The sequence below is a fragment of the Bacillus sp. FSL R5-0416 genome, assembly GCF_037975425.1.
In the GTDB taxonomy this organism is placed as follows: Bacteria; Bacillota; Bacilli; order Bacillales; family Bacillaceae; genus Bacillus; species Bacillus subtilis.
The window spans coordinates 2200449-2223045 of the sequence record NZ_CP150252.1; the positions used below are offsets into that span (position 1 = coordinate 2200449).

The following is a 22597-nucleotide window of genomic DNA, read 5'->3' on the forward strand; positions in this document are numbered from 1 at the left end:
ACACCACAAAATTAAACGTTATTATAATTAACGGCAAGTTTTCATTCTATGGAACAAGTAAAGTTTGACCTGACAAGAATTAAGATTAAGCACCCTAAAATCCATTTTCTTCTCCTTCAAGTAAACATACAATGCAGACAACTCTCTTAAGTCTCTTATTCTGTGACCAATTTGTAATACTCATTGATATTCGGACTCTCTTCCCAATATTTCGTCTCGTTCGAAGACACTAACATATCAAACCACTTGAATTAACATAACTGAACTTGATATTGGTCACTGGCAGTTTCAATGCAATAGAACAACATTTGTTGTCTCAGAGGTTATCTATATGAGAATTCAACAATTTTTTTATAATAATTCATATTTTTGTATCGTTGCACTTGGTGGATTTGACTCTTTAAGTGTATGGAACCACACTTTTATTTTTTCACCTCTTTTGAGATCATCTGTGTTATCAATCTCACTTAATCCTACAATTACTATGTTATTTTTAAACTTGTTCATAAGTTGTCCTTCAGAAAGATCGTAATCTTCTTTTACTGGAGCTTTTGTATCGTTAATGAGAATTGCTCTTTCATTGTCTTTAAGCACGACATAGCCTACTAGGCTCTGCATCTTTGTTTCGTCACCGTTTTGTTCACTTTTATTGCAGCCTGCAAGAAAAATAATGAGCACTATCAAGCTTACTCCAATTTTCGGCAACCTTTCTCCCTCCCGTCATGTTTAACAATCTCACTCCATAACTACATATCAATAAACTGTAGTGTAAATCTATCCAGAAACTTCTTCATTTTCTCATATTGAATCTTTTACAAGCTGGTAATACACAGACTAAATCGGGTAAAAATTCGTAGAGGTGATTTCATTGAATAATGATCATAAAGTAACTCATTACTCTTCATTTATTTTTTCAACAATCATGGTATTGGCGGTCGCCATCTTTCCACAATATACTTCTTGGTTTGTAACAGTTTTCTTCTTGGGTTTTGCACTTATCTATACATTCCAAAAACATAAAACAAGTTCTTCAAAAGCAATATCTTATATTTCGTATTTTTTATTCATTGTTTCATTGACTTACACTTTAGTTAATATGTAATAGTAATCCTCCCTTTGTGGGAGGATTTTTTGTTTAAGCTTATTTCTAAGTGCTTTTGGGCCACCTCTATCTATAATGATAAAACTATCTGAACCAATTTTTTCTTCCGATCTTTGTCTTCGTAAATAGCAACATTGTGGCGTGTCATTAATGTAATACCGCCCATTTTAAACTCTTTTTGATCTTTAAAATAAACAACAGGGACATTCACCAAACGGATCTACTTCTTTTTGTTCTTTCTCAAATGTTTGTATGTGGTTGCCTTCGAATCATACCCTTACTCTTATTCCGCTTTCAAACTCATTATTGCATGCTGCTTCTTTTTGGGTTCCAGCATAAATATACTTATCATTACTGTCGTCTACTATACATATATTTTCTCCCTTTAAAATCGAGATTTTTACTTTTTATGATCCATTATTCACTTTCAAAGTAACTTCCAATTACAACATAATATATGTATAAATTGTAAACGGAGTTGGTATAATTGAAGATTAGGAAAATCTTATCGAGTTCTGCTTTATCCTTTGGCATGCTCATATCCGCGGTTCCCGCAATGGCTGCTGGCACTTCGTCTGAGGTTGCAGTAAAAAGTGATGAATATGATTATGACACTATATACCGCATTAGTCCTCTGCCAATGGACTTCCAGCCAACAATAGAATACAACGGTTATACTTATACGCTTACACGTCATTATTTTGATTACTCAATCGGGTTTTACACGGCTATTTATACAAAAGTTGTTTAAATTTATAAAGGAGCTTTTTAGCTCCTTTTTCTCTTGTTTTAAGCACAAATACAAGTTTAAATGCAGGTAATAAACAATTCACTTTAAAGAAGCGCCGCCCGCAAAATGCGGCTTTTGCACACTACGCCAATTTTATATAGAAAAGCCAGACCTCCCCCAAGAGGTTCCAGCTTTTCTTAATGTGCTATCGATCTTCGTTAGTTCAACGGGAACTTTATCATTCGGTACAATTGCAGCCTCCCAACTTCTAGTTAGGGCTGGTGGGGAATATCTGATGGCTCTCTACACACATCAGACATTATAAGATTTCAATGTAGCCTTCTGTACCATGAACGCGAATTCGTTGCCCATCTTTTATCAGCTTGGCAGCATTTTCAACGCCAACAACTGCAGGTAAGCCATATTCACGGGCTATAACAGCTCCATGTGTCATCAGTCCCCCAACTTCGGTGACTAGGCCTTTTATGGATACAAACAATGGTGTCCAGCTTGGATCGGTAAAGGAGGTAACTAATATATCTCCATCTTCTAAATCAGCATCTTCCATGTTTAAAATGACACGCGCTCGCCCCTCTATCACTCCGGAGGAAACAGGTAGACCTACAATCGCTCCGGCTGGGAGATTTTCTCGTTTATACTCACCTGTAACGATTTCACCATCAGACGTGATAACACGTGGTGGAGATAGTTTTTCATATAATTTGTACTCGTCTTGTCGTGTACTGATGATTTGATAATCCAGTTTATGTGTGTGTACGACTTCGTGAAGTTCTTCAAAAGTGAGATAGTATATATCTTCTTTTTCTTGAATAACGCCCGCTTCTACGAGTCGTTCGGCTTCTTCCAGTAAAGCCTGCTTATAAACGAAGTATCGATTAATCATGCCGTATTTTGGATATTCCCTAAACCCGCTGAAATTTCGGATGATATCTATCATTCGTTTTGTTTCTTTGGCTTTTTGTTCACCATCCGGTAATTGCTTTAATCGATCTAATAACTCTTGCTCTTTCTTCAAAGCTTCCTGTCGCCCTTGCTCAAATTTCCGATGGCTGGCATTTGGCTCACTGTTATTGATATTATTAAGAATCATTGGGATAAGTGTAGTTGGTTTTTCACTCCATCGAGTTCTTGTAATATCAATTTCTCCGGTACATCGCATTCCGTATTTGCTGAGATAATCATAGATCGCGTCTCGGGTTTTGCTTCCGCCATCAAACTTAGCCAGTTCATCCAAAAAGTTATCATCTTTTACATGTTGTAAGTAATCAATTACCTCTGGATAAGGACGAATCACATCTGCGACGTCTAATAGCGCAAGACCCATTTCGGAAGTAATATTATGGGGTACAGATTGAGAAAGCGTATCTGCTGCGTTTTTTTCACCTAACCACTCGTTCATTTTTTCGTTAATCCATAATGAAGCATTCATAGCAGTTCGAATCACAACAGAACTTTCTGGGTTAAATAAAATCTTCTTTAATTCCTGGATATCTTCCAGAATAAAACGAAATAAATCTGATCCTGATTTCGTTTGGATGTTTTGTTTTAACTCTTCTATCGATGTTTGACTGCTCTCAATCAAATCAGACACGATTGTCGGATCGTTTTCAACTTGAGCCGGCATATCTGCATTGCCTCTGCTGGGATTTGGTGCTGTTTTATCATTTGGTATCGACTTTATGAAATCTCGTCGCTTTATTATGGTCATAAGTGCGTCTTTTAAGAGCTGATCGTGCTGCCCCATGCCTTTTAAGAAAACTTCTCTGCTGTCAGGGGATGCCAGATGATGTGCGACATCAACAAATAGCCTTCCACCGGCTTTACGCATGGGTGCAGCAGTCGTCAACAGAAAAAAAGACAATCCCAGTGGTTTTATGGGATCCGTCATCATTTGTTGATGACCAACAGAAATATAGACGTGATTTTCTTGGTCACTCGCTTCAGGGATGGGGAATAAAGTAGTGATTGGACGACTCTGTACAATATAAAAAGTATCGCGGGTCAAACACCATTCGATATCTTGCGGCTGGCCGAAATGAGCTCCGATCTCTCTTCCAATGCGTGCCAGCTGTAAAATTTGTTCATCAGTCAGTGTTTGAGCCTTTTGCTGATCAGAATCGATCTGCTGTGTTTCTGTTCCGCCTTCTTTTCGTCCGTAGATAGCCAATTTTTTAGTTGCTATTCTCTTATCGATGATTTGCCCATCCTGTACTTTATAACAATCGGCAGATACCAAGCCGGAAACCAGTGATTCACCAAGTCCAAAACCGGCATCGATGGATAACACCTTTCGGCTTGAGGTAATCGGATCAGCGGTAAATAAAATCCCCGAAGCCTGAGGGAAAACCATCCTTTGAACGATAACGGATAAATAGACTTGGCTGTGGTCAAATCCATTTTGCATACGGTAAATAACCGCGCGATCCGTAAATAGGGACGCCCAGCATTTACTGATATGCTGCAAGATTGCATCGACGCCGATAATATTTAAATAGGTGTCTTGTTGACCGGCAAAAGAAGCATGAAGTAAATCTTCAGCAGTCGCACTAGAACGCACGGCATAGGCATGTTCCTCGCCAAACTGGGAGAGATATTGAGCCACAGCTTTCACAACATCAGAAGGGATGTCTACTTCTATAATGATTTGCCGAATCTTTCTGCTGATGTTACCAACTTGATCTCGGTCCTCAACTTTTAGCATCGCCAATTGATCCAACAACACTTGTAACGTTTCGTTTTGTTCGATGGCTTTTTGATATCCTACTGTTGTGACACAAAATCCTTCTGGTACTTGTATACCTTGAATTTTTGATAATTCCCCTAAATGTAACCCTTTTCCTCCAACGAGCGAAAGCTGTGTTTTTTCAATTTCATGTAAACCGAGAACCAAAGAACTCATTCTACATCTCCCCTTCAAAAAAAATATTGACAAGAGCTTCCTAGCAGGATATAATAAAATTATAAGATGGATATCTATAACCTTTTAACTAGAAAGCGCACGTAGTGTGATTATATCACCGTGTCTGTTTTTGTGCAATATAAAAAGAACCTGGTGAAATTGCCCAGGTTCTTTTCTTAATTTCCATAGCTAGTCGCATTAAAAAACTTGGTTTGAGCTGATTCAATCCTCTAATAAGGAAATCCTAAAGTTGGGTTCTTTTTGAACTTACTTGCTTTGTTCGTAGAGTCCCCATTCATAAATTAGACTTTTTGTTCTTAACAGTCCCACCTTTAACTAGTGTAAAGTTATGAAGATTTGGTTAACTACTAGATATTTTTATTTTGAATAAGGCTTATGTTTGATAAAGAAGAGTTATGTAAAGGTGTCTGTTGTGAGCAAGCGCTGACTACAAAAAATTGTAGCATTCTCATTTAAATACCATTCTATTAACCTATAGGAAAAGTTATAAAACCAGATGGAGAATACCCTACCTCCAGCAATTGCAAGGCCGTTCACCTAGTAGAAAACAACCTTTAACCATTACTAACGATTTTAATAATCATTGATTATAAAACTTCTCAAGGAACGATCAGCAGCCCGTTAGCTACCCCTAATTAAAGATGATCTGTTACCACACTGTTACGTTAGAACTTCCACTACTTTGATATCCTTCTGTCGCCATGACTTGGTAAGCCCAATTACTGCCCAGATTCATTCCATGGCTCTTCCATGCGTTCACATGATTGCTGAAAGTGATTGTAGCGTTGCTTCCAGTTGGTCTCTTCGTCTGACGAACACTCCAGTACTGCGTAAAAGTAGTGCGATCGCCATCAATGGAAGGTGCGTTATAACGTGTAGTTGTATATATGTCATATGTACCCCCATCACTTTTTACAGTACCTTTATACGTTCCAGTAGGTCTATAAGTACCCCATGAATCCACTACATAATATTCTATGAGGGGTGATCTCGTCCAACCATATAAAGTTAAATATCCATTGCCATTCGGTGCCCAAACTCCGGCATTATAGTTTATCGTCCTAAATGGCGAACCTGTAGTCCAACCTTTACCAACAACAAAATTTCCGGTATTAGACCAATTAACACTGTAGTTCCCGCCAGACCCATTGACAGCGTTTACTATACCGCCCCCATCAGTCCAATTTTGCCAGTAGTCTGTGCTAGCTGCAGAGGCGGTTGCCGAAAACAAGCTAATACTCATTAAAGCTGCCGATAATCCAACTAAGAAATTCTTTTTAAACTTAAACATATGTTACCTCCTATAATATTTTTTCCGACTTTGAGGCAGCACTCGTATACATTTAAAACATTTTTAATTACTAACGCCAAAGCTTTTGATCGTCCCCTTCAGTATAATACCACGAATTCATGAGCAAATATTAAAAGTATTTGTAATTTAATTACAAATACCTAGAAACACATTATAAGTGGTCTTCTTCCACCATATCCTGATCCTTTTTTCGCAGGATCACAATTCTTGTTTCTAATTCAGATTGAGTAATATCTGTAATTAATCCCCATTGAACCATTGCGTATAAAGGAGATATTCAGTAGAGATTGTGAAATCATTGTAGCTGACCCAGGTGGTGCTCTTGACTTTGAAGCTGCAGTGCAACGTTTCATGTCCAAAAAATCAGTCCATAAGGTAGTTTACTGTGTCTTTGATGTAATTTGATGGGTATTCAATCGCTAATAAGCCACTCAGTGAACGCAAAAATATGCTTTTAGATCTCAACCTTGACCATGATAATGTATTTGTTATTGAAGGCCTGCAAGGAAACGAATTAGCTTACTTTAATCTGGCCAAAGAAAAGAAATCAGCTTATGATATTGCAGTGGACAATGGTTTTTCGGGAACTGTAAATGTGCACTCTTGATCTTCAGGCATCTCAAAAAGTCTCGATCCTGTTTTTCTTTTTTAAACGCAGGAGACGCAGCTGACACTACACTTCCCTGTCTCTCCATATTTCCTACAACAGCAAGATACTATGTTCAAGGATTAAGCCCCATTGCAACAGCCGATCCAGAAGTATAAAAACACAAAGTATATTCTTACGTAGAAATTGTGAGTAATCAATCATTGTATGTAACTCCTATGATGTTATTCATGTTGATATATACTGTGTTGTTATGTTGATCTTTAACGTAAAGCTTATGTTGTTAAAAATTAATGGAATGAACTCTGCCAACAGCATTTTCAAACAAATCCATAGTTGAAAAGTTTGAATTTCAAAATTCAAGTGCTTCAGAAACGAAAACGCCCATCTCTTCAATTTGTTGATCATCTCAATTTTTGATCCATCAATCAAATCTTGTTTAAGCTGTATTAAATGCTCTGGAAGCATCATTGATATCCATTGATTGTTCCCCGATCCCTAAACATATCGACTCACTCCTTTATTGATAATACTAAAATTGGAGAAAGAACATCGAGAGTATTCGCAAGCAAATAACCCCAATAAGTAAAACGCCCAGCATTTTATTAAGCTGGGCTCTGTCTCATAATTAATTTGAATTTTTATACGCATTAACTGCTTCATTTCGCAACAGCATATTATCTTTATTAAAGTTATAAGCTTTTTTGATAATATCTAATACCTGCGAATCTAGCGCAGAAAGATTGCCTCCTGGATTAAATCTTGATTTCCAATAATCTAAAGACTTATTCGGGTTTAACTACTTCATTTTTCTCAAGTTTTTCACAGAATTCACTAAAACCAATGGATCTACTGGGAGCTGAGTTATTTCCCCCGTATCCTTCTGTAGCCAAGCTGCAAAATGCTAAGAATTTTGGATTATAAATAAGATCGCTTGAGTTTACATTTACCACCGATAATCACGATCCTCTCAGAGCTTTTTATAATTGTATTGCCTTTTCCATTTTTACACATGTTAAATATCGACAATCCCTTAAATGATTTAATAAGGTTCTGTCAAATTTTAATATTGATAAATACGCAAAAATAAAAAGAAACCATAGTAGATAGGGTTTCCTTCAATCTTGTTTATGTAACGCACCCGATTCTGGAACAATTAATTTTCTCAAATAAGACGGTTCTCTAAAGATTCGATTGCCAGTTTTAGTGCAGTTAAGCGACGCTCATTTAATGTTTTTTGAGACCTGCCTTCTTTTGCTTTTGCTATTTGTTTTTCAATAAATGGAATGATATCTTGTAGAACTTCTTTAGAAGTCAATATGATTTCTTGCTCATAGCAAAAATTTTCACCATTCCAGGTACCTTTTAGGCTTTCTAAGCCAATTTTTACTGCGTTTAGTCTCTTTTTGACAAGAGTTGTGTTTGAACCTTTTTCTGTCGTACTTTTATAAGCATTTGAAAGTTTACTAAAAGTTGATTCCAAGGATTTAATGGACAAATCTTGAATTTCTTGGCTAACAATCTTCATATACAATCCTCACTTTTCATTTTGAAAATAACAAATCAACACTTTTTAACAATCCTACTCAATAGCTGAATTAGGATTACGCCTTGAATTTTGCGAGTCGCAAACTACCATATGTGTCTGTCATTTCAAATGTAATTGATGTTAATAGAAATTCTATTAAATGCTGTTGTCAATATATTGTTTGAATTTACAACGTCAAGGGGATTTAGTATAGTATAATATTTCCTGTACATTAAGTTTGCTCACTAAAGGGAGTCTTGCTCATCCCCTATGAAAGAGGGTGAGGCTATGTCAACATCCAGGCATTAATGCTAATGCTTGCATTCGGGTCATTTGTAATTGCCCTGTTGACATATATAAATAAAAAATAGACCTCCCTTGAGCCTAAGAACCTGAAGGGATAGGTCTACCAAGAAATCACATCGAGCAAGCCCTTTAGTGGGTAGCTTTAGTACAGAGACGGGGTGTTGATAGCACCCTAGTCTTTTTATTTTATGCATTTTTTATACCTTAAAAAGCATAATCCTTATCCTAATTATAACCATATAGAAATGTTATTTGAATACAATTGCTTTATGGATAAAACCATTATTTTATTTAGATTGAGGATGTGCAACTCAAGTGTATCTATTGAGCAATTGCAATATTTTTACTTAATCGTCCCAGTCTTCATCCTCTTCCCAATCATCTTTCGCTTCCTGAATCTTATTATAAAAAAATTCAATAAAGCTTTCTGCAACAGTATCTTGATAACCAACTACCCTATCCCATTCAACTACAGGGCATTCTCCGTCTTTCATTTTATTTGTATCTAGACAGTAAGCAAAGTAATCAACATCTTCAATAACCACAAGTCCATCAGTAAGGCCATAGTGTTCTTTATATTCATTAGTCCTATTTACAACTGATGCATGATCAAAGTTGTAGCCTAAAACTAAAACACCGAATAAACCACCAGCACCGTATTTTTCTAAAAACCATTTATAACTGTTGGGGAGATCGCATTGGAGGTTTTCTTCAATGCGACCAATGTTTTCATGACTTGCGCCTTCTGTAAATATAGCATTTTGTTTATTTTCATTAATAAAGTTCTCAACCTTCGAATAAATCATATAAACACCTCAATTCTCATTTTCAAATTGTTTCGCTCTCCACTTCCAATATCTCTTTCTAAAACTCTCGTATTGTGCTTTTAAAACCTTATCATTTCTAAAACTTTCACCATCAGACTTTAGCTGATGAATGACATCACTATATTTTGTATGTAAGCTATTCGGGATTTCAAGCATTGGGCCAGGTTCTTCTTGAATCAAGTGATGTAAATTAATCTGTGTACCGTCTTTTGCATAAGGGGCATTCCCGTTTTTCATAAGCTGAAGATTTGTAACACCGAATTCTGTTTTTTGATTAATATCAATATCTTTCATAGTATACACTCTACGGCTTACATCTTTAACTTTCCCCTTCGCCTTTACCTTCCCCTCTATTTCATATGCTTCATACTTTTCTTTATTTAGCCAAGGGGGGCTTATCTTTTGGCCAGTAAACGGTTTTCTTGTTCCATCCGGTATTTTCTTCGCATTAGTCAAAAGTTCATTCTTAAGGCTTTGGCTATCAACCACATTGTATGGCACGCCCCCTGCCATAGCAAAGTCGTACTTAGGATTATAAGGCAGCAAATCTGGAATCTTGACGTCTTTTATTTTCTTCCCTGCCTGACTTGCTTTGTTTATGACCTTCCCCGTTGCATCTGCTTTGTTAATGGCTCCTGCACCTTTTGTACCAACAACAGCTACAGCCACTGAACCAATAGCATAGGTAACCCATCTTGATCTAGAATAGGCATCTCCATTCACCATATCCTTTTGATATGACTCTTCTATGGCTACTGAAATGGCATCATATGTTTTCACTGGATGAATAACTGCATTGCCCAGCGCTAAGAGTGTTTCTCCTGGATCGGTGATGAAGTCCCATATGCCGGTTACAGTGTCTTTTCCTACATCATATAAGCCTACTCCTACACCTTTTACGATATCCCAAGTGATTTCTCCTGCTCCTTCTAGTTGCTTCGCTTGTTCAATTTGCATTGCAAGCTGTACTTGAGCTGGCTCCAGATTCTCGTACCCTACTTTCTTAGCAATCTCTAAATATTCATCAGGGTCAGAGACACCGTCATTAAGTTTTTTCTTTAATTCCTTGATTTCACGTTCCTTTGCTTCTTCTTTCTTCACGCTTAAGTAAGCTTCAGAATGCTTCTCTATGTCGCCTTTTTTCTTATGTATGTCACTTTCTCTATACGCTTTGGCGTTATAGTGAATCGGAGTGGCGTTCTTCCCTTTGCCTGTTGATTCCTGCAGCTTTTTAAAATCTTGCTGGATGAACTGTTCGTTAGGCTCTGTTTCAGCGTATTCTGTTTTTAAATCCTCATCAAGCTTGTTTAGCTTATCGATTGTTTTTTCACGTTTGTCATCTGCAGAAGAAAGTTTGTCTTTGAAGTCTTCTGTTGAGAATATTTCAAGGGGAAGAATATCATTGATGTCGTTTAATATGTCTTTCATTGCTTTTTTCTGTTCAGACATAATGGATTTTGATTTTGTATAGGCGTTAGCCAACTCGTGTTCTAAAAAGGATTCTTCTATGTAAGCATCAGACATCTTAGCATCTTCAAGTTTTGCAGACATGCTGCTTAAGAAAGCAATCTTCATGTCAATTAAATCAATCCATTGATCCGTAACACCGACATGATCATGATAAAATGCTTTAATGTTGTCAGCACCCTTGCCTGAAAACTCACTGTCATCTAGGTTAGCTACGTTTTGAAAAGCTTTTCTTAGCTTCACCATTTGCGACCTTAGTTCCTTATACTCTTTGGTTCTTTTATCGGCCTCAAAGAGTAATGAATCAGCCTCAAATACCTTCATATCATTCTCCTTCCTAGACTACTCTATGTAAATTTTACCACAGTAATCTATTTGAATAACAGAAAAAGACAGCCCAAATGACTGTCTTATACATCACACACTATCTTGTTCTATAATAATTTTCTGCGGTATAGTAGCGCCAATCCCAAAAAGGTTCTCCATTGGCCAATATATACCGGTCTAAAAATATTTCAAAGTTTACATTTAATGGATTATATTCTAAACCACTTTCAAATATATAGAGATAGTTGGGATCACCTTGGTTCACTTTATCTTTATCAATCATTAAATGGCATTCTTCCAATAAGTAGCCAATTGGAATACCATTGATATCTTCAAACAAATCCTCATATTTTAACTCCTCTTCAATCTCTTCAAGGCTAAATAGCTGAAGTCCTCCACCTATATTCTCCCCATCAGAAAGAATCTCAAAAATTTTCGCACCGTTATGCAGTGTCATGAACTTCTGATAATCCTCTGGAAGGGTAATCTGATGTTTAGCTTCAAAGCTTTGAATGTCGTTAAGGGTTGCTTTGTCCTGTGAAAATGTAACAAGGAACTCCATGATATCCCCTTCAGTACAAAACAATTGAATGGCTCCTTTTTCATCTAAAAGACTTTTCAAACCATTTACCGTCTTATGAACAAAGTTAGTCACATACATCACCCCTTTATTTCCTTTTAACAATAACCTTTCAAATTCCAAAAGATGTGAACAGATCGTGATAGGTGCTCTTTTCAGTGAATATAATGCAATAAATTCTAAAAAGAGGTGCCTCTAAAAATTGAATTCTCTAATGAATGATGACATGGTAAAGATCATTAGAAATGGCCTTAGCGCATCCCAGCATCCAAAGCATATTCTTGTTGTAGGAGCTGGATTGTCCGGGCTTGTATCAGCATCATTGCTGAAAAATGCCGGTCACAGAGTAACGATTCTCGAAGCGAGCGGCAGAGCGGGCGGCCGTGTCTGCACTTTGAGAGCTCCCTTTAGTGATGATTTGTATTTTAACGCTGGCCCGATGCGCATACCGAATAACCATTCGTTAACCTTAGAATATATAAAAAAATTCAAATTGCCAACAAATGTATTTCTCAACAGAACCCCGATGGACATCATTTATGCAAATGGAATCAAAACACGTCTCCAAGTTTTTGAACGAGCTCCTGGAATATTGAGATACCCAGTTGCACCAAATGAACAAGGGAAAACGTCTGAAGAGCTGATGCTTTCTTTACTGCAGCCTATTCTAAATTTTATCAATCAAAATCCAGCGAGAAATTGGCGGATTGTCGAAGAACAATACAAAAATCATTCGTTAAGCTCTTTTTTAAACACGTATTTTTCATATGGCGCGATCGATATGATTGGTGTACTTTTGGATATGGAAGCGTATATGGGGATGTCCCTTGTTGAAGTATTGCGGGAATCTATCTTTTTTTCATCGCCCGCTCACTTCTATGAGATAACTGGCGGCATGGATCTGCTGCCTCACGCGTTTCTTCCTCAATTAAAAGCAAACATTCTATACCATCAAAAAATGATGAAAATTTCTCAGGGGGAAAATCGTGTTACGATCCATTGTCAGCATCAACAAACGGCAGAATTCACATCATTCACAGCTGATCTCGCTATTGTAACCATTCCTTTTTCAACATTGCGATTTGTAAAAGTCGAACCATACCATTCATTCTCGTACTATAAACGAAGGGCAATCCGTGAGCTAAACTATATCAGTGCAACAAAAATCGGCATAGAGTTTAAAAGCCGATTTTGGGAAAAAGCCGGGCAGCGCGGCGGTAAATCTATTACTGATATACCCATTCGTTTTTCGTATTATCCAAGCAGAAATATTGGAGCAAATGGACATGCTGTCATTCTGGCCAGCTATACATGGGCTGATGAGGCACTAATATGGGACAGTCTTTCAGAAGGAGAGCGAATCCAGTATACTTTACTGAATTTATCTGAAATCTATGGTGATATTGTGTGGTCTGAATTTGTGTCTGGCACTTCTTTTAGCTGGAGCCAGTACCCGTATTCTGCGGGAGGTTTTACAGCTTTCGAACCAGGACAAGAATTAGAGCTGTATCCCTATATTTCTGTCCCTGAGGGCAGAATTCATTTCGCCGGAGAACACGCCTCACTCACTCATGCGTGGATGCAAGGCGCGATTGAATCTGGAATACGTGTTGCTTATGAGGTCAATCGCTTACCTTAGATCATGCTCACCTTCTGTACTAAAAGATTATTACATTTCATATAATAAGATCTTGATTAGACGGACAAATTCAATCACAAAAACAAAGTAATCCTTGCAATCCTTCGCCCTCCATGCTATATTCATATAGCGATGAGCTGAATTGTGTAAGCCGATGTACATGCCTTTACGGCACACACGAATGTGGCGTGTGGTGCATCGCCTCAATACGCAAAGACGTTTGCCTTAGGCAAACGTCTTTTTTTGCGTTATCCGATTTTTGTGCCGTTTGGGACAGGCTGATCCGGCTGCAAAAGGACGACGTCGGCCTGGCCGGGTATGCCGCCGAGGACCAAGACTTCCGATTTAAATCCGGCGATCCGGCGGGGCGGAAAGTTCACGACTGCTATGACTTGCTTGTTGATGAGATCTTCTGGCTTGTAACGCTTCGTGATTTGTGCGCTCGATTGTTTTATGCCAATTTCAGTCCCAAAATCTATCACAAGCTTGATTGCCGGTACTCTTGCTTCAGGAAATTCTTCCGCTTTTACAATTGTTCCCGTTCTGATATCCAATTTCTCAAAGTCTTCAATGACTGCCATATCAATAACTCCTTTTTCTCCTATTGTAAAGGAGATATTCAAGATTTGTTTAACCAAATAGCCATTATTTTTTATCTGAATATAAGGTGTTTCGATACAGGCGGGGCGGCATTCCTGTGCTTTTCGTGAACCATCTTGTAAAAGAAGAAAGGTTTTGAAAGCCCAGCGCCTCGCTCACGACGGTAAGAGTTTCATTTCTCTCCATCAGCATTCTTTTTGCTTCCTCAAGGCGAAGTTCGGCAATATAGTTCTGCGGGGACTTCCCTGTCTGTTTTTTGAACCAGCTTGAATAATAAGCTGGGTGATAATGCTCGATTTCTGCCAGCTTCTTAATCGTCAACCGCTCAAATAAATGGCTGTGAATGTATGCAATTGAGGCATAGCTATGGGATTGAAGCTTTTCTTTTATGTATTGTACTAGCATATGAAGCGAGTTGGCTGTTCCGGCCTTTGCTTCCTCTGTCAGCAAGTACCTGATCGAAGACCAGAAAGGATCGAGTGCAGCTTCAATTCCCGATCCTGCACGATACTCATCAATTTTCATTGCATGAAGCGGAACATCCAGTACAAGACATTCATTTCTTCCGATAGAACGGAAACGATGCTCACACTCCGGCGGAATATATAAAAAATGATCTGGCTTTAATTTCACCTGGCGCTCTTCAGTCTCAAGATCAATACTCCCTTCAAGCGGAAAAAGAAATTGGCTGTATGCGTGCTTATGTGAATGATAAAGGCGTGTGTATGTCCGTTTTTCGCAAATCATCTCTTGAAGCGAGTCCATCAGCAAACCCCTTCCTTTGGTCATCTTTTAATCCGGTAATGGTGTTCCGATATAGGCGAAAATCGGATCTTTTCATATAAAGAAACTGCCGCCAGATTGTCTTTCATCACTTGTAAAAACATGCGTTCCGCTCCGTTGTTTTTTGCCCATTCAGTCAACACCCTGATCACTTGGGTTCCTGCCCCTTTTCCTCTGTGCTCCTCAGCTACAACGATATTACTAAGTCCGCCATAACCATCAATGACAGAAACCGTGCCAAGCGCTGTCAGGCTTTCTTTGTCATACATCTTGAAAAAAGTTTTACACGGCGGCATGCGTTCGAAAATGTGTTTGTAACCTTTGTGACGCTCGGGTGAAAACCCTTCTAATTGAATAAATTCATCTATCCAAACAGATGATGGCTCTTGTTCCCACTTGTATGTAAATCGGCTGTTGTCATTTGTTCGGCTCATAATTGACCGGCACAACGCTGTCATCTGGAAGCACTCGTCTACCTTTTCATAACGGCTGTCTGCCAATGCGTCATCAAGCCCTTTCGGTGATGCGTTGCTAATATGAAAACAAACAGGTAAGCCTAAACTTTGATAAAAAAGTTCAGCCTCTAGCTGAAAATCCCCTTCTGGCATATCCGCAGACGTCCATACGCTATTTGCCCTTTTGGTTACGCCAAAATTCGCTCTGAGAAGCCATTGCCCTATGCTTTTTTGAAAATAAGCCGGCCATGAAGCTGCCGCTAACCGTTCAATCTTGTGAATGTCATCCATTGCATAATGCCTCTCCCCTATGTATACTCCCTTGATATTATACAATATTCAGAAATATAAGACATCCATTTATTTGTTTACATAATATTTTTATTGTTTATTAATAATCCCGACAAAAATGTCCGAATTGAAAATGACAGGCTTTCTAAAATGTCCTCTTCACGTTCAAATGCTTCTTTTGCGATTAAAGCAGTAAAGCCATGCAGCAGGCTTCTAAGCCCCCTTGTCGCATGAATGGCAGTCTTTTCACTTGCATAGCCGTTTTCAATGAGCAGCTTCGTCACAAGACAGACAATTTGGTCAGAGACGATTTCCGTCCGTTTGTCCTGAACCTTAAGCAGAGCCGCTTCATAATATCCGGGATTTTCAATTGCAAAATCAACATATGCATGTGCTAAAGAAAGCATAGCGGAATCTCCCTTTCGTTCGGTTACGGAGTCCGCCATTTGATCAAAAAGCTTTGTCAGTCCTCTGACAGCAAGTTCTGCTCTGATCGCTTGCAGCCCGTTGATATGGTTATACAATGACGGGGGGCGCACATTCATTTTTTTAGAAAGTGCCGCAAGTGAGACACCATTTACCCCTTCCTGATCGGCAATCTCCGCTGCAGCGTCTACAATCATTTTTTGGGTCAAACCTATTCTCGGTGACATGCTCATCATCCTTTCTTTGCTTTTTGGATCGCCTGTCTCATCCGCTCTGAAGGTGATCGCAGGAATTTTCCATGTCCGACAGCGAGACAGGAAGGCGCCTTATCGGCGAGCAATTGTGCACTTTTGATGGCCTCCTCCTTATTCCATGTGGCGAAAGCGGGAAAAGGAAACGCCCATTTTATCTGACCTGATACAGCGATTCCTCCGCGCAACTGAAACGCATCTCCTGCTATTAAAGTGCCGTTTCTTGTATCAAGAAATGACATGCTGCCCGGTGTATGGCCCGGTGTTGGAATGGCAAGCAGAGAACCAATTGTTTCACCGCCCGTCAGCAGTTGGTGAGGCTTTGTTTGTATGTGTTTCGGAATACCTCCTTTTATAGGCGTCTGCGGCTCATCTTGCCGCAAGGATGTGTCACCTTGAAGCAAGAATGAATCCCGTTCCGAGATCATGACCTTTGCATGCGGAAATGTTTGTGCCAATGTATCCAGTGATCCGACATGGTCCCCATGTGCATGAGTCAGTAAAATATGCTGAAGCGGTTTTCCAAGCTGATTCACAGCTTGAATAATCCCTTTATAGCTGCCTGGCAGTGCGGCATCAATAAGGGTGACTTCGTTTTCTTCCTCTACTAAATAGCAATTAACCGGAAACAATGCTGGAAAAAAAGTCAGCTGCCAAACCGTTTGGTACTGAGTAATTCTCATCTTTTTACCCTCCTAACAAAAACTAATGGCGTTAGTTTTATTATTAACTAACACCATTAGTTTTTCAAGAGTTTATTATTTTTTTATCGCTACATAAATGTTAACTTGTGCTCGCTGCGGCACTGCGGCACTTTGATCATACATCTCAAAATCACCTGTAAACGTGCGCAGATGCCGCTTATCCCAAGTCCAAATTTCCTTCCACGTTTCAAGCACAATCTCTTCAATAGGACCGATTCTGGAAGTGAAAACGGCGTAAGCGGAAGCCGGCAAATCAATGTTTTCATATGGTCCCGGAAGAATGTCGTCGTATTCCTGAAACGTTCCGACTGAAAACGTATAAAACCCATTCGTCTCTTGTTCATAATTCGAATATAAGGCAATAATGCTCTTGTCTTTTTCAGCCTGTGATAAAAGAGCGCTCATATCCTGCTTCCAGAATTGGTCCCACAGTGCCGGAATCCTCCTTTCTTCCGTCATTTCCAGTGCGTTGCTTGTCCGTTGTGACAGTCCGGCAAATCGTTTCCGGTCTAAGTGTGTTATATGTGAAAAGCCCATACGATCTCCTCCTTTTTTTAAGATTATAGACAAAGAAACCTGACAGCAGTGTGTCAGGTTTCATATATTTTTTGCATGTGATGAATGGTTTCTTTTACTCTATCCCGTATATGAAGAGGCTGCAGAACCTCAATATCCTTTCCGAACTGGAGCAAAAAACCGATCAGCCATTGATCTTCTGGAAGTGAAATCACTGCCCGGCAGATTTCATCTTCCTCACAGTGAAGGACATCATATCCGAACCATTCACCTATACGCTGACGTGCTGCCGGCTGAACAAGAATAACCAATTCAGTTAAACGGCCCTTCTGGTACCAATTCTTATCCCATGGCAAAGTGTCCAGCTGAATGTCTTTTCTGATAAAGGTCTGATGTAAGATAGCCAGATCTTTCATCCGGTTTAGTTTAAAAAAACGAAAATCATTTCTTACCAGGCAGTAGGCATATAAATACCAGTGCCCCGCCTTGCAAACCAATGTATAAGGTTCAGTTTCACGAAGAAGTGTTTCCCCGCTTGCGCTTGTATATGTAAAAGATATCGTTGACAACCGATCGATGGCAGCGCTGATTTTCTCGCGCAGCGTCTTTTGATCCTCAGTATGGCCCCAAGCCGTCATGTCAATAAACCATTTTTCTGTTTGGTGCTTAAATGCTTGAGCAGATTGCTCAGGTATAAGGTGTTTGATTTTTTGATAGGCTGTGCTGTGAGAAACGGGTTCATACATAGATGAAACGCTCTGCAAAGCGGAAGCAATTGCAAACAATTCCTCCTCCTTCAGCCACTCTCTTTCAAGCCGATACGTTTCCATGATGCCAATTCCGCCCCCGGAACCCTGTGAGGTCACAATCGGAATACCAGCCCTATTGATCGTCTCAATATCACGGTAAATTGTTCTGACAGATACTTCAAACAGCTCAGCAAGCTCTGCAGCCTGCACTTGTTTTTTGCTGATCAATAACACAACCATCGCTAACAAACGTTCCAGTTTCATTCTGCGCACCTTTTCTTCTTGTATTTTCCAACAAAACAATCATAACATTTTGATAAAGCTTGGGCATATCTATTATGCGGCGGAATACACCTTGCATATGCTATGAAAACAGGGGTTTCCCCTTCTTTTTTGTGTTCAGTATTTATTTCAGCTACTATTTCTGACCGGATAAGCATACACTTCTCAACGGAGGGGATTTCACATCATGCATCTTACACTTCAGAGCGTTTATCCTGCCATGATCATCATCTTTTTTCTGTATAAAAAAATTAAAAGGTCCATCGGATACCAGCCGCTGAAGCCCCGCTGGCTGTTCACCCGTATCATTCTTTTCTCGCTGTTTGCTTTTGGCCTTTCAATCTTCAGCGCCATTCACCCTTTTTTATATGGATATCTCATTTTGGGCATTCTTGGCGGATGGCTCCTTGTCTTTTTCGCTAAGAAAAACATCTCCTTTGAAAAACGCAGAGGAAAGATCTATTTTCGGACTCATATTTGGGTAGAGGTGATTCTCTTAACTTTATTTCTATCAAGATTTCTGTATCGAGTGACGGAGCTTTATCTTACCTCACCTGATCTAAACAGCCTTGGATCATACAGTCAGTCAATCGGAACGGACCCTCTGACAATTGGCGTCTGTTTTCTGATAGCCGTTTATTATATCGGTTTTTCTTCTTTTGTCATCAAGCTCAGCAGAAACGAACTCGAACAGCACGAATACAATAAAGAAAAAGACATCCTTGCCCGCTAACAGCGAGTTAAGCAAGGATGTCTTTTTCAATCATGCTGTGTATGATGGATCATTTGCTGAAGAACATCTAAAACATGTTCATCCTCCGGAGAGTAATAAATCGATGTTCCTTCTCTGCGCGATTTGACAAGCCGAAGATTTTTCAAAAATCTAAGCTGGTGGGACACGGTGGATTGCAGTAAATTCAGCTTTTCTGCAATTCCGTTTACAGCATGTTCTCCCTGGGACAATAAATGGAGAATCCTGATTCGGGTTGGATCAGAAAGCGCTTTGAATGTTTGCGCGACTAGAAACAGCGTCTCCTCGTCCAGATCAGCAGCCGATTGTTCCGTTTCTCTAAATTCAGTCATATGGTATCACCTTTCTTTATTCATAGTTTTATCTTATAACAAATGCGCTTGAGTGCAAACCAGCCTGCTTGTATTCCATTTCAATCTCATAGTTTAAATTTATGTTTCAAATCAGGTTTTTACTTGGTCTGATATACCGTCTTATGTCATAATAAAAAAGGTCATACTGCTCCAAACATTGAGGGTGAAACACAGTGAAGAAAAAGAGAAAAGGCTGTTTCGCTGCTGCGGGTTTTATGATGATTTTTGTCTTTGTCATCGCCTCTTTTTTATTGGTCCTGCTTTTTTTCAACCGGGATTTAGTCAAAAAACTTCCGATCGATACGAAAACGATTGTTTTGGAACGTTTAACCGATTACAAACCCTTGGTGGAAGAAGAGCTTGAAAGCCAAGGACTCTCTAATTATACATCACTCATATTAGGCATGATGTATCAGGAGTCAAAAGGAAAAGGCAATGATCCCATGCAGTCCTCTGAATCTCTGGGGTTAAAACGCAATGAGATAACAGACCCTCAACTCAGTGTTAAACAAGGCATCAAGCAATTTACCCTCATGTACAAGACCGGTAAGGAAAAAGGCGTGGATTTGGATACCATTATTCAAAGCTACAACATGGGGGCAGGTTACATTGATTTTGTAGCTGAACATGGAGGAACGCATACTGAGGAATTGGCAAAACAATACTCCGAGCAGCAAGTCAAAAAAAATCCTGATCTGTATACTTGCGGGGGAAATGCGAAAAATTTCCGCTATCCGTATTGCTACGGTGATTATACGTATGCAGAAAAAGTAAAAGAAAAAACAAAAACCGTTGAAGAATCTTTGCAGGTTGCAACACTTGAAACCATGGAATCCAAGGCTCATGAATAAGAGTCTATCAATTTACTGCCAAAAGCCCAAAAATGAATTTGGGCTTTTGCCATGTTTACACGTAAAAAAAGCCATACTGAGTATGGCTTTTAATAATACGGTGAAATCATCAAATATACAATAACGCCTGTAAGGCTTACATACAGCCATAGAGGCATTGTCCATCTCGCAATTTTTTTGTGGCGCTCCACCTGCATGCTGAAGCCTCTGATCAGCGTAAACAGCGCAAGCGGCACAATAATTGCAGAAAGGCAGATATGTGTAATTAAAATAAAGAAATAAATCGGGCGCATAATACCTTCTCCGCCATAGAGCGTGTTTTCCGCAATCGAGTGGTACGTCACATAGCAAATCAAAAATAGTAATGTTGTTGTGAATGCGGCCAAAATAAAGCGTTTGTGAGCTTTGATATTTTTCTGTTTAATCATAATCAGCGCGGCCAATAAGAAGATAAACGTAAAGCTGTTGAATATCGCATTCAGCATTGGCAAAATGTGAATATTCGCATGGCTGAACTGATCTAATTTAGGCATAAAAAACAGCACTGCGATTAAACCGTTAATCAGAACTGTCAGCGTAAGGACAATCCCCGTGTAATTTTTCGGTTTATTTTCTGTTTGGTTCATTTGGTGACCTCTCCTAATTTGTACTGGCTATCCAAATCGTATGCAAATTCAAAGAAGATGTCAACGGTTTCGATTCCTTCGTCAGAAATTAGACACACTTCAAAGGCCGGAGGCTATTAGCCCCGGCCTGTTAGGTTTACGCCTCTTTTATCAAATGTTCAATGACCTTATGTTCATTTTCATTCAGCAGGTTCTTTTGAATTTTCGAATGAATGGGTTTATTCATATGCTGATCCAAGATATCGGCCGTTTCTTTATCCCCGGCAATAACCATTCGTTCCCATCTTTTCGCGGCAGCTTTTTGATCAAGGCTGGCAGCCAGCCGCTTATACAGTCTCGATTGGTTCTCTGTTACATGTTCCCTCATCCGGTTCTCTTCAAATGGTGGCGCTTTGTCTACAGCGGAATGGCTATTCTTCCAAGACTCATTGATCATATCATACTCATAACGCTCCACCGCCTCAATTTTTCCTAAAACAGTTTCAATAATTTTCACTTCATGCTGCTGAGTTAAAATAAACGCCGTACTTGGGTATGCCTGGCGCAAACCCTTCAGCTGATCCAGGACAGCTGTTTCTTCCCAGTAAAATCTTGTATCTACAGGGACTTGAAGCTTAATAGGTTCCCATATGCCGCTGTCGGAAACAAAAAACACGAGACTGCGGGGCATGTCTTTTCCCATTGCATTCAAGTATTGATTCATTTTAGCCCTGATTCCATCCAGACACTTTTCCTCCTCTGGATCACTAGCTGCCAAATACTCTTTTAATCGGCTGAATCCTGACTTTAGGGCAATCTTCCATTCTCCCCCCTGCTGCTCTGGATCTCTCATGTCTGTATTGAGATACAGAGAGAGAATTTTATCCGGCGGTTCCAATTGGACATACTGTAATTTGTTAATCAATGAATCAATCGCCATTCCGATTCCTCCTTTTTCACAGGTTAGTTTTCTTTTTCCTCTCTTAAAAACGATCAAACCTGACTTTCCGCTAATTTCTAGTAATAATGGAATTGTTGTTTACAATACGCCTCTCTTCTAATACAATTGGTAACTGTGTTTCTAAGCTGATTTTTGAAAGGAGTTTGATCTTGTTTACTATTAAAGAAAAAAATCGTCAAGAGCTTGAAGAAGAACTAAATGATTTAGAATTTCAAATTTATCGCATGCAGGAGAATATGAAGGATTTATCTAAAGATGCCAAAGTGCTTGGTATTGATCAATCGAAACATGATGAGTGGATGATTGTTTCCTCGATTGATGATGGCCAAACATGCAAAATTATGCTAACTGATTGTAAAACGGCATACCGAGGAAAAGGCTGTTTTTCACTTGTAGCGTCTTACAAGGACGATGCCATTCATATAGGGGACATCAAAGGCCCTCCGAATCACGGGTTTGGCTCCATTTGCATGAAATATTTAAAAGATATTGCAAGAGACCACAATATACCGAAAGTCACCGGAGACATCGCCAAACGGGATTGGAATCATGTAGACCGGCTGATTCACTTTTATGAAAAACATCAATTCAAAGTATGTATCGATCATGATACCCAATCCGGCAGCATTAAGTGGGTTGATTTGTAAAAAAGT

Annotated in this window: 24 protein-coding genes and 6 pseudogenes; 8 read left to right on the forward strand and 22 right to left on the reverse strand. The window is 39.2% G+C overall.

Going from position 1 to position 22597, the window contains the following annotated elements; genetic code table 11:
• Window positions 1–155: 155 nt before the first annotated feature.
• Both NYE20_RS11475 and NYE20_RS11480 read right to left on the reverse strand, forming a co-directional pair.
• Window positions 156–245 (reverse strand): annotated as a pseudogene (locus NYE20_RS11475) (SMI1/KNR4 family protein); the annotation flags it as partial.
• A 106-nt stretch (window positions 246–351) separates the two neighbouring features.
• Window positions 352–705 carry a DUF3221 domain-containing protein gene (locus NYE20_RS11480; RefSeq protein WP_161621626.1) on the reverse strand — a complete coding sequence of 118 codons (354 nt, stop codon included), beginning with the start codon at window positions 703–705 and terminating at the stop codon, window positions 352–354.
• 163 nt (window positions 706–868) lie between these two features.
• On the opposite strand from NYE20_RS11480, the gene NYE20_RS11485 reads away from it, so the two are divergent.
• Window positions 869–1102, forward strand: coding sequence for a hypothetical protein (locus NYE20_RS11485; protein ID WP_070549138.1), 234 nt, complete (start codon window positions 869–871; stop codon window positions 1100–1102).
• Between the two features lie 272 nt (window positions 1103–1374).
• Here the strand turns inward: NYE20_RS11485 and NYE20_RS11490 are convergent.
• Window positions 1375–1476: pseudogene (locus NYE20_RS11490) on the reverse strand (hypothetical protein); the annotation flags it as partial.
• 113 nt (window positions 1477–1589) lie between these two features.
• Between NYE20_RS11490 and NYE20_RS11495 the strand changes: the two are divergent.
• Window positions 1590–1853, forward strand: a complete 264-nt coding sequence (locus NYE20_RS11495) for a hypothetical protein (protein WP_049141156.1) — start codon at window positions 1590–1592, stop codon at window positions 1851–1853.
• Window positions 1854–2151: 298 nt separating this feature from the next.
• Here NYE20_RS11495 and ppsA read toward each other — a convergent pair whose 3' ends face one another.
• Complete coding sequence (ppsA, locus tag NYE20_RS11500) at window positions 2152–4752, reverse strand: phosphoenolpyruvate synthase (RefSeq protein WP_161621627.1); 2601 nt, start codon at window positions 4750–4752, stop codon at window positions 2152–2154.
• 670 nt (window positions 4753–5422) lie between these two features.
• Window positions 5423–6064, reverse strand: coding sequence for an endo-1,4-beta-xylanase XynA (gene xynA / locus NYE20_RS11505; protein ID WP_015251938.1), 642 nt, complete (start codon window positions 6062–6064; stop codon window positions 5423–5425).
• A gap of 306 nt (window positions 6065–6370) precedes the next feature.
• Between xynA and NYE20_RS11510 the strand changes: the two are divergent.
• Window positions 6371–6629: pseudogene (locus NYE20_RS11510) on the forward strand (ATP-dependent DNA ligase); the annotation flags it as partial.
• Window positions 6630–6691: 62 nt separating this feature from the next.
• On the opposite strand, the pseudogene NYE20_RS11515 reads toward NYE20_RS11510, so the two are convergent.
• The 4 genes and pseudogenes from NYE20_RS11515 to NYE20_RS11530 form a co-directional block, all read right to left on the reverse strand.
• Window positions 6692–6896, reverse strand: a pseudogene (locus NYE20_RS11515) (UV damage repair protein UvrX); the annotation flags it as partial.
• Window positions 6889–7198, reverse strand: a pseudogene (locus NYE20_RS11520) (YolD-like family protein). The pseudogenes NYE20_RS11515 and NYE20_RS11520, both read right to left, overlap by 8 nt.
• Window positions 7199–7320: 122 nt before the next feature.
• A pseudogene (locus NYE20_RS11525) lies at window positions 7321–7645 on the reverse strand (hypothetical protein).
• A 212-nt stretch (window positions 7646–7857) separates the two neighbouring features.
• Window positions 7858–8220, reverse strand: coding sequence for a hypothetical protein (locus NYE20_RS11530; RefSeq protein WP_049141160.1), 363 nt, complete (start codon window positions 8218–8220; stop codon window positions 7858–7860).
• A 314-nt stretch (window positions 8221–8534) separates the two neighbouring features.
• On the opposite strand from NYE20_RS11530, the gene NYE20_RS11535 reads away from it, so the two are divergent.
• Window positions 8535–8591: a putative holin-like toxin gene (locus tag NYE20_RS11535; protein ID WP_224912973.1), complete on the forward strand. Its 57-nt coding sequence runs from the start codon at window positions 8535–8537 to the stop codon at window positions 8589–8591.
• Between the two features lie 282 nt (window positions 8592–8873).
• Here NYE20_RS11535 and yobK read toward each other — a convergent pair whose 3' ends face one another.
• The 3 genes from yobK to NYE20_RS11550 form a co-directional block, all read right to left on the reverse strand.
• Complete coding sequence (gene yobK, locus NYE20_RS11540) at window positions 8874–9332, reverse strand: type VII secretion system immunity protein YobK (RefSeq protein ID WP_015251924.1); 459 nt, start codon at window positions 9330–9332, stop codon at window positions 8874–8876.
• A gap of 9 nt (window positions 9333–9341) precedes the next feature.
• Window positions 9342–11144, reverse strand: coding sequence for an LXG family T7SS effector ribonuclease toxin YobL (gene yobL / locus NYE20_RS11545; protein WP_161619361.1), 1803 nt, complete (start codon window positions 11142–11144; stop codon window positions 9342–9344).
• Window positions 11145–11244: 100 nt separating this feature from the next.
• Window positions 11245–11802, reverse strand: coding sequence for an SMI1/KNR4 family protein (locus tag NYE20_RS11550; RefSeq protein ID WP_142388234.1), 558 nt, complete (start codon window positions 11800–11802; stop codon window positions 11245–11247).
• A 127-nt stretch (window positions 11803–11929) separates the two neighbouring features.
• Here NYE20_RS11550 and NYE20_RS11555 point away from each other — a divergent pair, with 127 nt between their 5' ends.
• The gene (locus tag NYE20_RS11555; protein ID WP_142388233.1) at window positions 11930–13366 is read left to right on the forward strand and encodes a flavin monoamine oxidase family protein; all 1437 of its coding nucleotides are present in this window, start codon (window positions 11930–11932) and stop codon (window positions 13364–13366) included.
• Window positions 13367–13614: 248 nt separating this feature from the next.
• On the opposite strand, the gene csaA is transcribed toward NYE20_RS11555, so the two are convergent.
• From csaA to NYE20_RS11590, 7 genes are all read right to left on the reverse strand, one after another.
• Entirely contained in the window at window positions 13615–13947 is a 333-nt protein-coding gene (csaA, locus tag NYE20_RS11560; RefSeq protein ID WP_032725963.1) for a chaperone CsaA, read from the reverse strand.
• A 64-nt stretch (window positions 13948–14011) separates the two neighbouring features.
• Window positions 14012–14737, reverse strand: a complete 726-nt coding sequence (locus NYE20_RS11565; protein ID WP_103804344.1) for a helix-turn-helix domain-containing protein — start codon at window positions 14735–14737, stop codon at window positions 14012–14014.
• A 14-nt stretch (window positions 14738–14751) separates the two neighbouring features.
• A complete protein-coding gene (locus tag NYE20_RS11570; RefSeq protein WP_103804341.1) occupies window positions 14752–15495 on the reverse strand; it encodes a GNAT family N-acetyltransferase in 744 nt (247 codons plus the stop codon).
• A 77-nt stretch (window positions 15496–15572) separates the two neighbouring features.
• Window positions 15573–16148, reverse strand: coding sequence for a TetR/AcrR family transcriptional regulator (locus NYE20_RS11575; RefSeq protein WP_017697555.1), 576 nt, complete (start codon window positions 16146–16148; stop codon window positions 15573–15575).
• A gap of 5 nt (window positions 16149–16153) precedes the next feature.
• Window positions 16154–16855, reverse strand: coding sequence for an MBL fold metallo-hydrolase (locus NYE20_RS11580; RefSeq protein ID WP_003231294.1), 702 nt, complete (start codon window positions 16853–16855; stop codon window positions 16154–16156).
• Window positions 16856–16930: 75 nt separating this feature from the next.
• Complete coding sequence (locus NYE20_RS11585; protein WP_014480008.1) at window positions 16931–17413, reverse strand: GyrI-like domain-containing protein; 483 nt, start codon at window positions 17411–17413, stop codon at window positions 16931–16933.
• A gap of 53 nt (window positions 17414–17466) precedes the next feature.
• A complete protein-coding gene (locus tag NYE20_RS11590; RefSeq protein ID WP_038829954.1) occupies window positions 17467–18405 on the reverse strand; it encodes a YafY family protein in 939 nt (312 codons plus the stop codon).
• Window positions 18406–18610: 205 nt separating this feature from the next.
• Here NYE20_RS11590 and csk22 point away from each other — a divergent pair, with 205 nt between their 5' ends.
• Window positions 18611–19156: a mother cell-specific sporulation protein Csk22 gene (gene csk22 / locus NYE20_RS11595; protein ID WP_014480010.1), complete on the forward strand. Its 546-nt coding sequence runs from the start codon at window positions 18611–18613 to the stop codon at window positions 19154–19156.
• Window positions 19157–19182: 26 nt separating this feature from the next.
• Here csk22 and czrA read toward each other — a convergent pair whose 3' ends face one another.
• Complete coding sequence (gene czrA, locus NYE20_RS11600; RefSeq protein WP_003231284.1) at window positions 19183–19506, reverse strand: Zn(II)-responsive metalloregulatory transcriptional repressor CzrA; 324 nt, start codon at window positions 19504–19506, stop codon at window positions 19183–19185.
• Between the two features lie 194 nt (window positions 19507–19700).
• Between czrA and NYE20_RS11605 the strand changes: the two genes are divergently transcribed.
• The gene (locus NYE20_RS11605; protein ID WP_014480011.1) at window positions 19701–20378 is read left to right on the forward strand and encodes a lysozyme family protein; all 678 of its coding nucleotides are present in this window, start codon (window positions 19701–19703) and stop codon (window positions 20376–20378) included.
• 89 nt (window positions 20379–20467) lie between these two features.
• On the opposite strand, the gene NYE20_RS11610 is transcribed toward NYE20_RS11605, so the two are convergent.
• Together NYE20_RS11610 and NYE20_RS11615 are read right to left on the reverse strand one after the other, a co-directional pair.
• Window positions 20468–21004, reverse strand: coding sequence for a DUF420 domain-containing protein (locus NYE20_RS11610; protein ID WP_003231280.1), 537 nt, complete (start codon window positions 21002–21004; stop codon window positions 20468–20470).
• A 136-nt stretch (window positions 21005–21140) separates the two neighbouring features.
• Complete coding sequence (locus tag NYE20_RS11615) at window positions 21141–21923, reverse strand: VLRF1 family aeRF1-type release factor (RefSeq protein WP_015251912.1); 783 nt, start codon at window positions 21921–21923, stop codon at window positions 21141–21143.
• 170 nt (window positions 21924–22093) lie between these two features.
• On the opposite strand from NYE20_RS11615, the gene NYE20_RS11620 reads away from it, so the two are divergent.
• Window positions 22094–22591 (forward strand): N-acetyltransferase, encoded by a 498-nt coding sequence (locus tag NYE20_RS11620; RefSeq protein ID WP_014477061.1) that lies wholly within the window; start codon window positions 22094–22096, stop codon window positions 22589–22591.
• Window positions 22592–22597: the final 6 nt, after the last annotated feature.

Bases quoted from the DNA above. Each gene is read 5' to 3' on its own strand.
- yobK (WP_015251924.1), bottom strand. From the start codon at position 9,332: ATGATTTATTCGAAGGTTGAGAACTTTATTAATGAAAATAAACAAAAT.
- NYE20_RS11575 (WP_017697555.1), bottom strand. From the start codon at position 16,148: ATGTCACCGAGAATAGGTTTGACCCAAAAAATGATTGTAGACGCTGCA.
- NYE20_RS11580 (WP_003231294.1), bottom strand. From the start codon at position 16,855: ATGAGAATTACTCAGTACCAAACGGTTTGGCAGCTGACTTTTTTTCCA.
- NYE20_RS11615 (WP_015251912.1), bottom strand. From the start codon at position 21,923: ATGGCGATTGATTCATTGATTAACAAATTACAGTATGTCCAATTGGAA.
- NYE20_RS11530 (WP_049141160.1), bottom strand. From the start codon at position 8,220: ATGAAGATTGTTAGCCAAGAAATTCAAGATTTGTCCATTAAATCCTTG.
- yobL (WP_161619361.1), bottom strand. From the start codon at position 11,144: ATGAAGGTATTTGAGGCTGATTCATTACTCTTTGAGGCCGATAAAAGA.
- csaA (WP_032725963.1), bottom strand. From the start codon at position 13,947: ATGGCAGTCATTGAAGACTTTGAGAAATTGGATATCAGAACGGGAACA.
- NYE20_RS11570 (WP_103804341.1), bottom strand. From the start codon at position 15,495: ATGGATGACATTCACAAGATTGAACGGTTAGCGGCAGCTTCATGGCCG.
- NYE20_RS11590 (WP_038829954.1), bottom strand. From the start codon at position 18,405: ATGAAACTGGAACGTTTGTTAGCGATGGTTGTGTTATTGATCAGCAAA.
- xynA (WP_015251938.1), bottom strand. From the start codon at position 6,064: ATGTTTAAGTTTAAAAAGAATTTCTTAGTTGGATTATCGGCAGCTTTA.
- csk22 (WP_014480010.1), top strand. From the start codon at position 18,611: ATGCATCTTACACTTCAGAGCGTTTATCCTGCCATGATCATCATCTTT.
- ppsA (WP_161621627.1), bottom strand. From the start codon at position 4,752: ATGAGTTCTTTGGTTCTCGGTTTACATGAAATTGAAAAAACACAGCTT.
- czrA (WP_003231284.1), bottom strand. From the start codon at position 19,506: ATGACTGAATTTAGAGAAACGGAACAATCGGCTGCTGATCTGGACGAG.
- NYE20_RS11585 (WP_014480008.1), bottom strand. From the start codon at position 17,413: ATGGGCTTTTCACATATAACACACTTAGACCGGAAACGATTTGCCGGA.
- NYE20_RS11610 (WP_003231280.1), bottom strand. From the start codon at position 21,004: ATGAACCAAACAGAAAATAAACCGAAAAATTACACGGGGATTGTCCTT.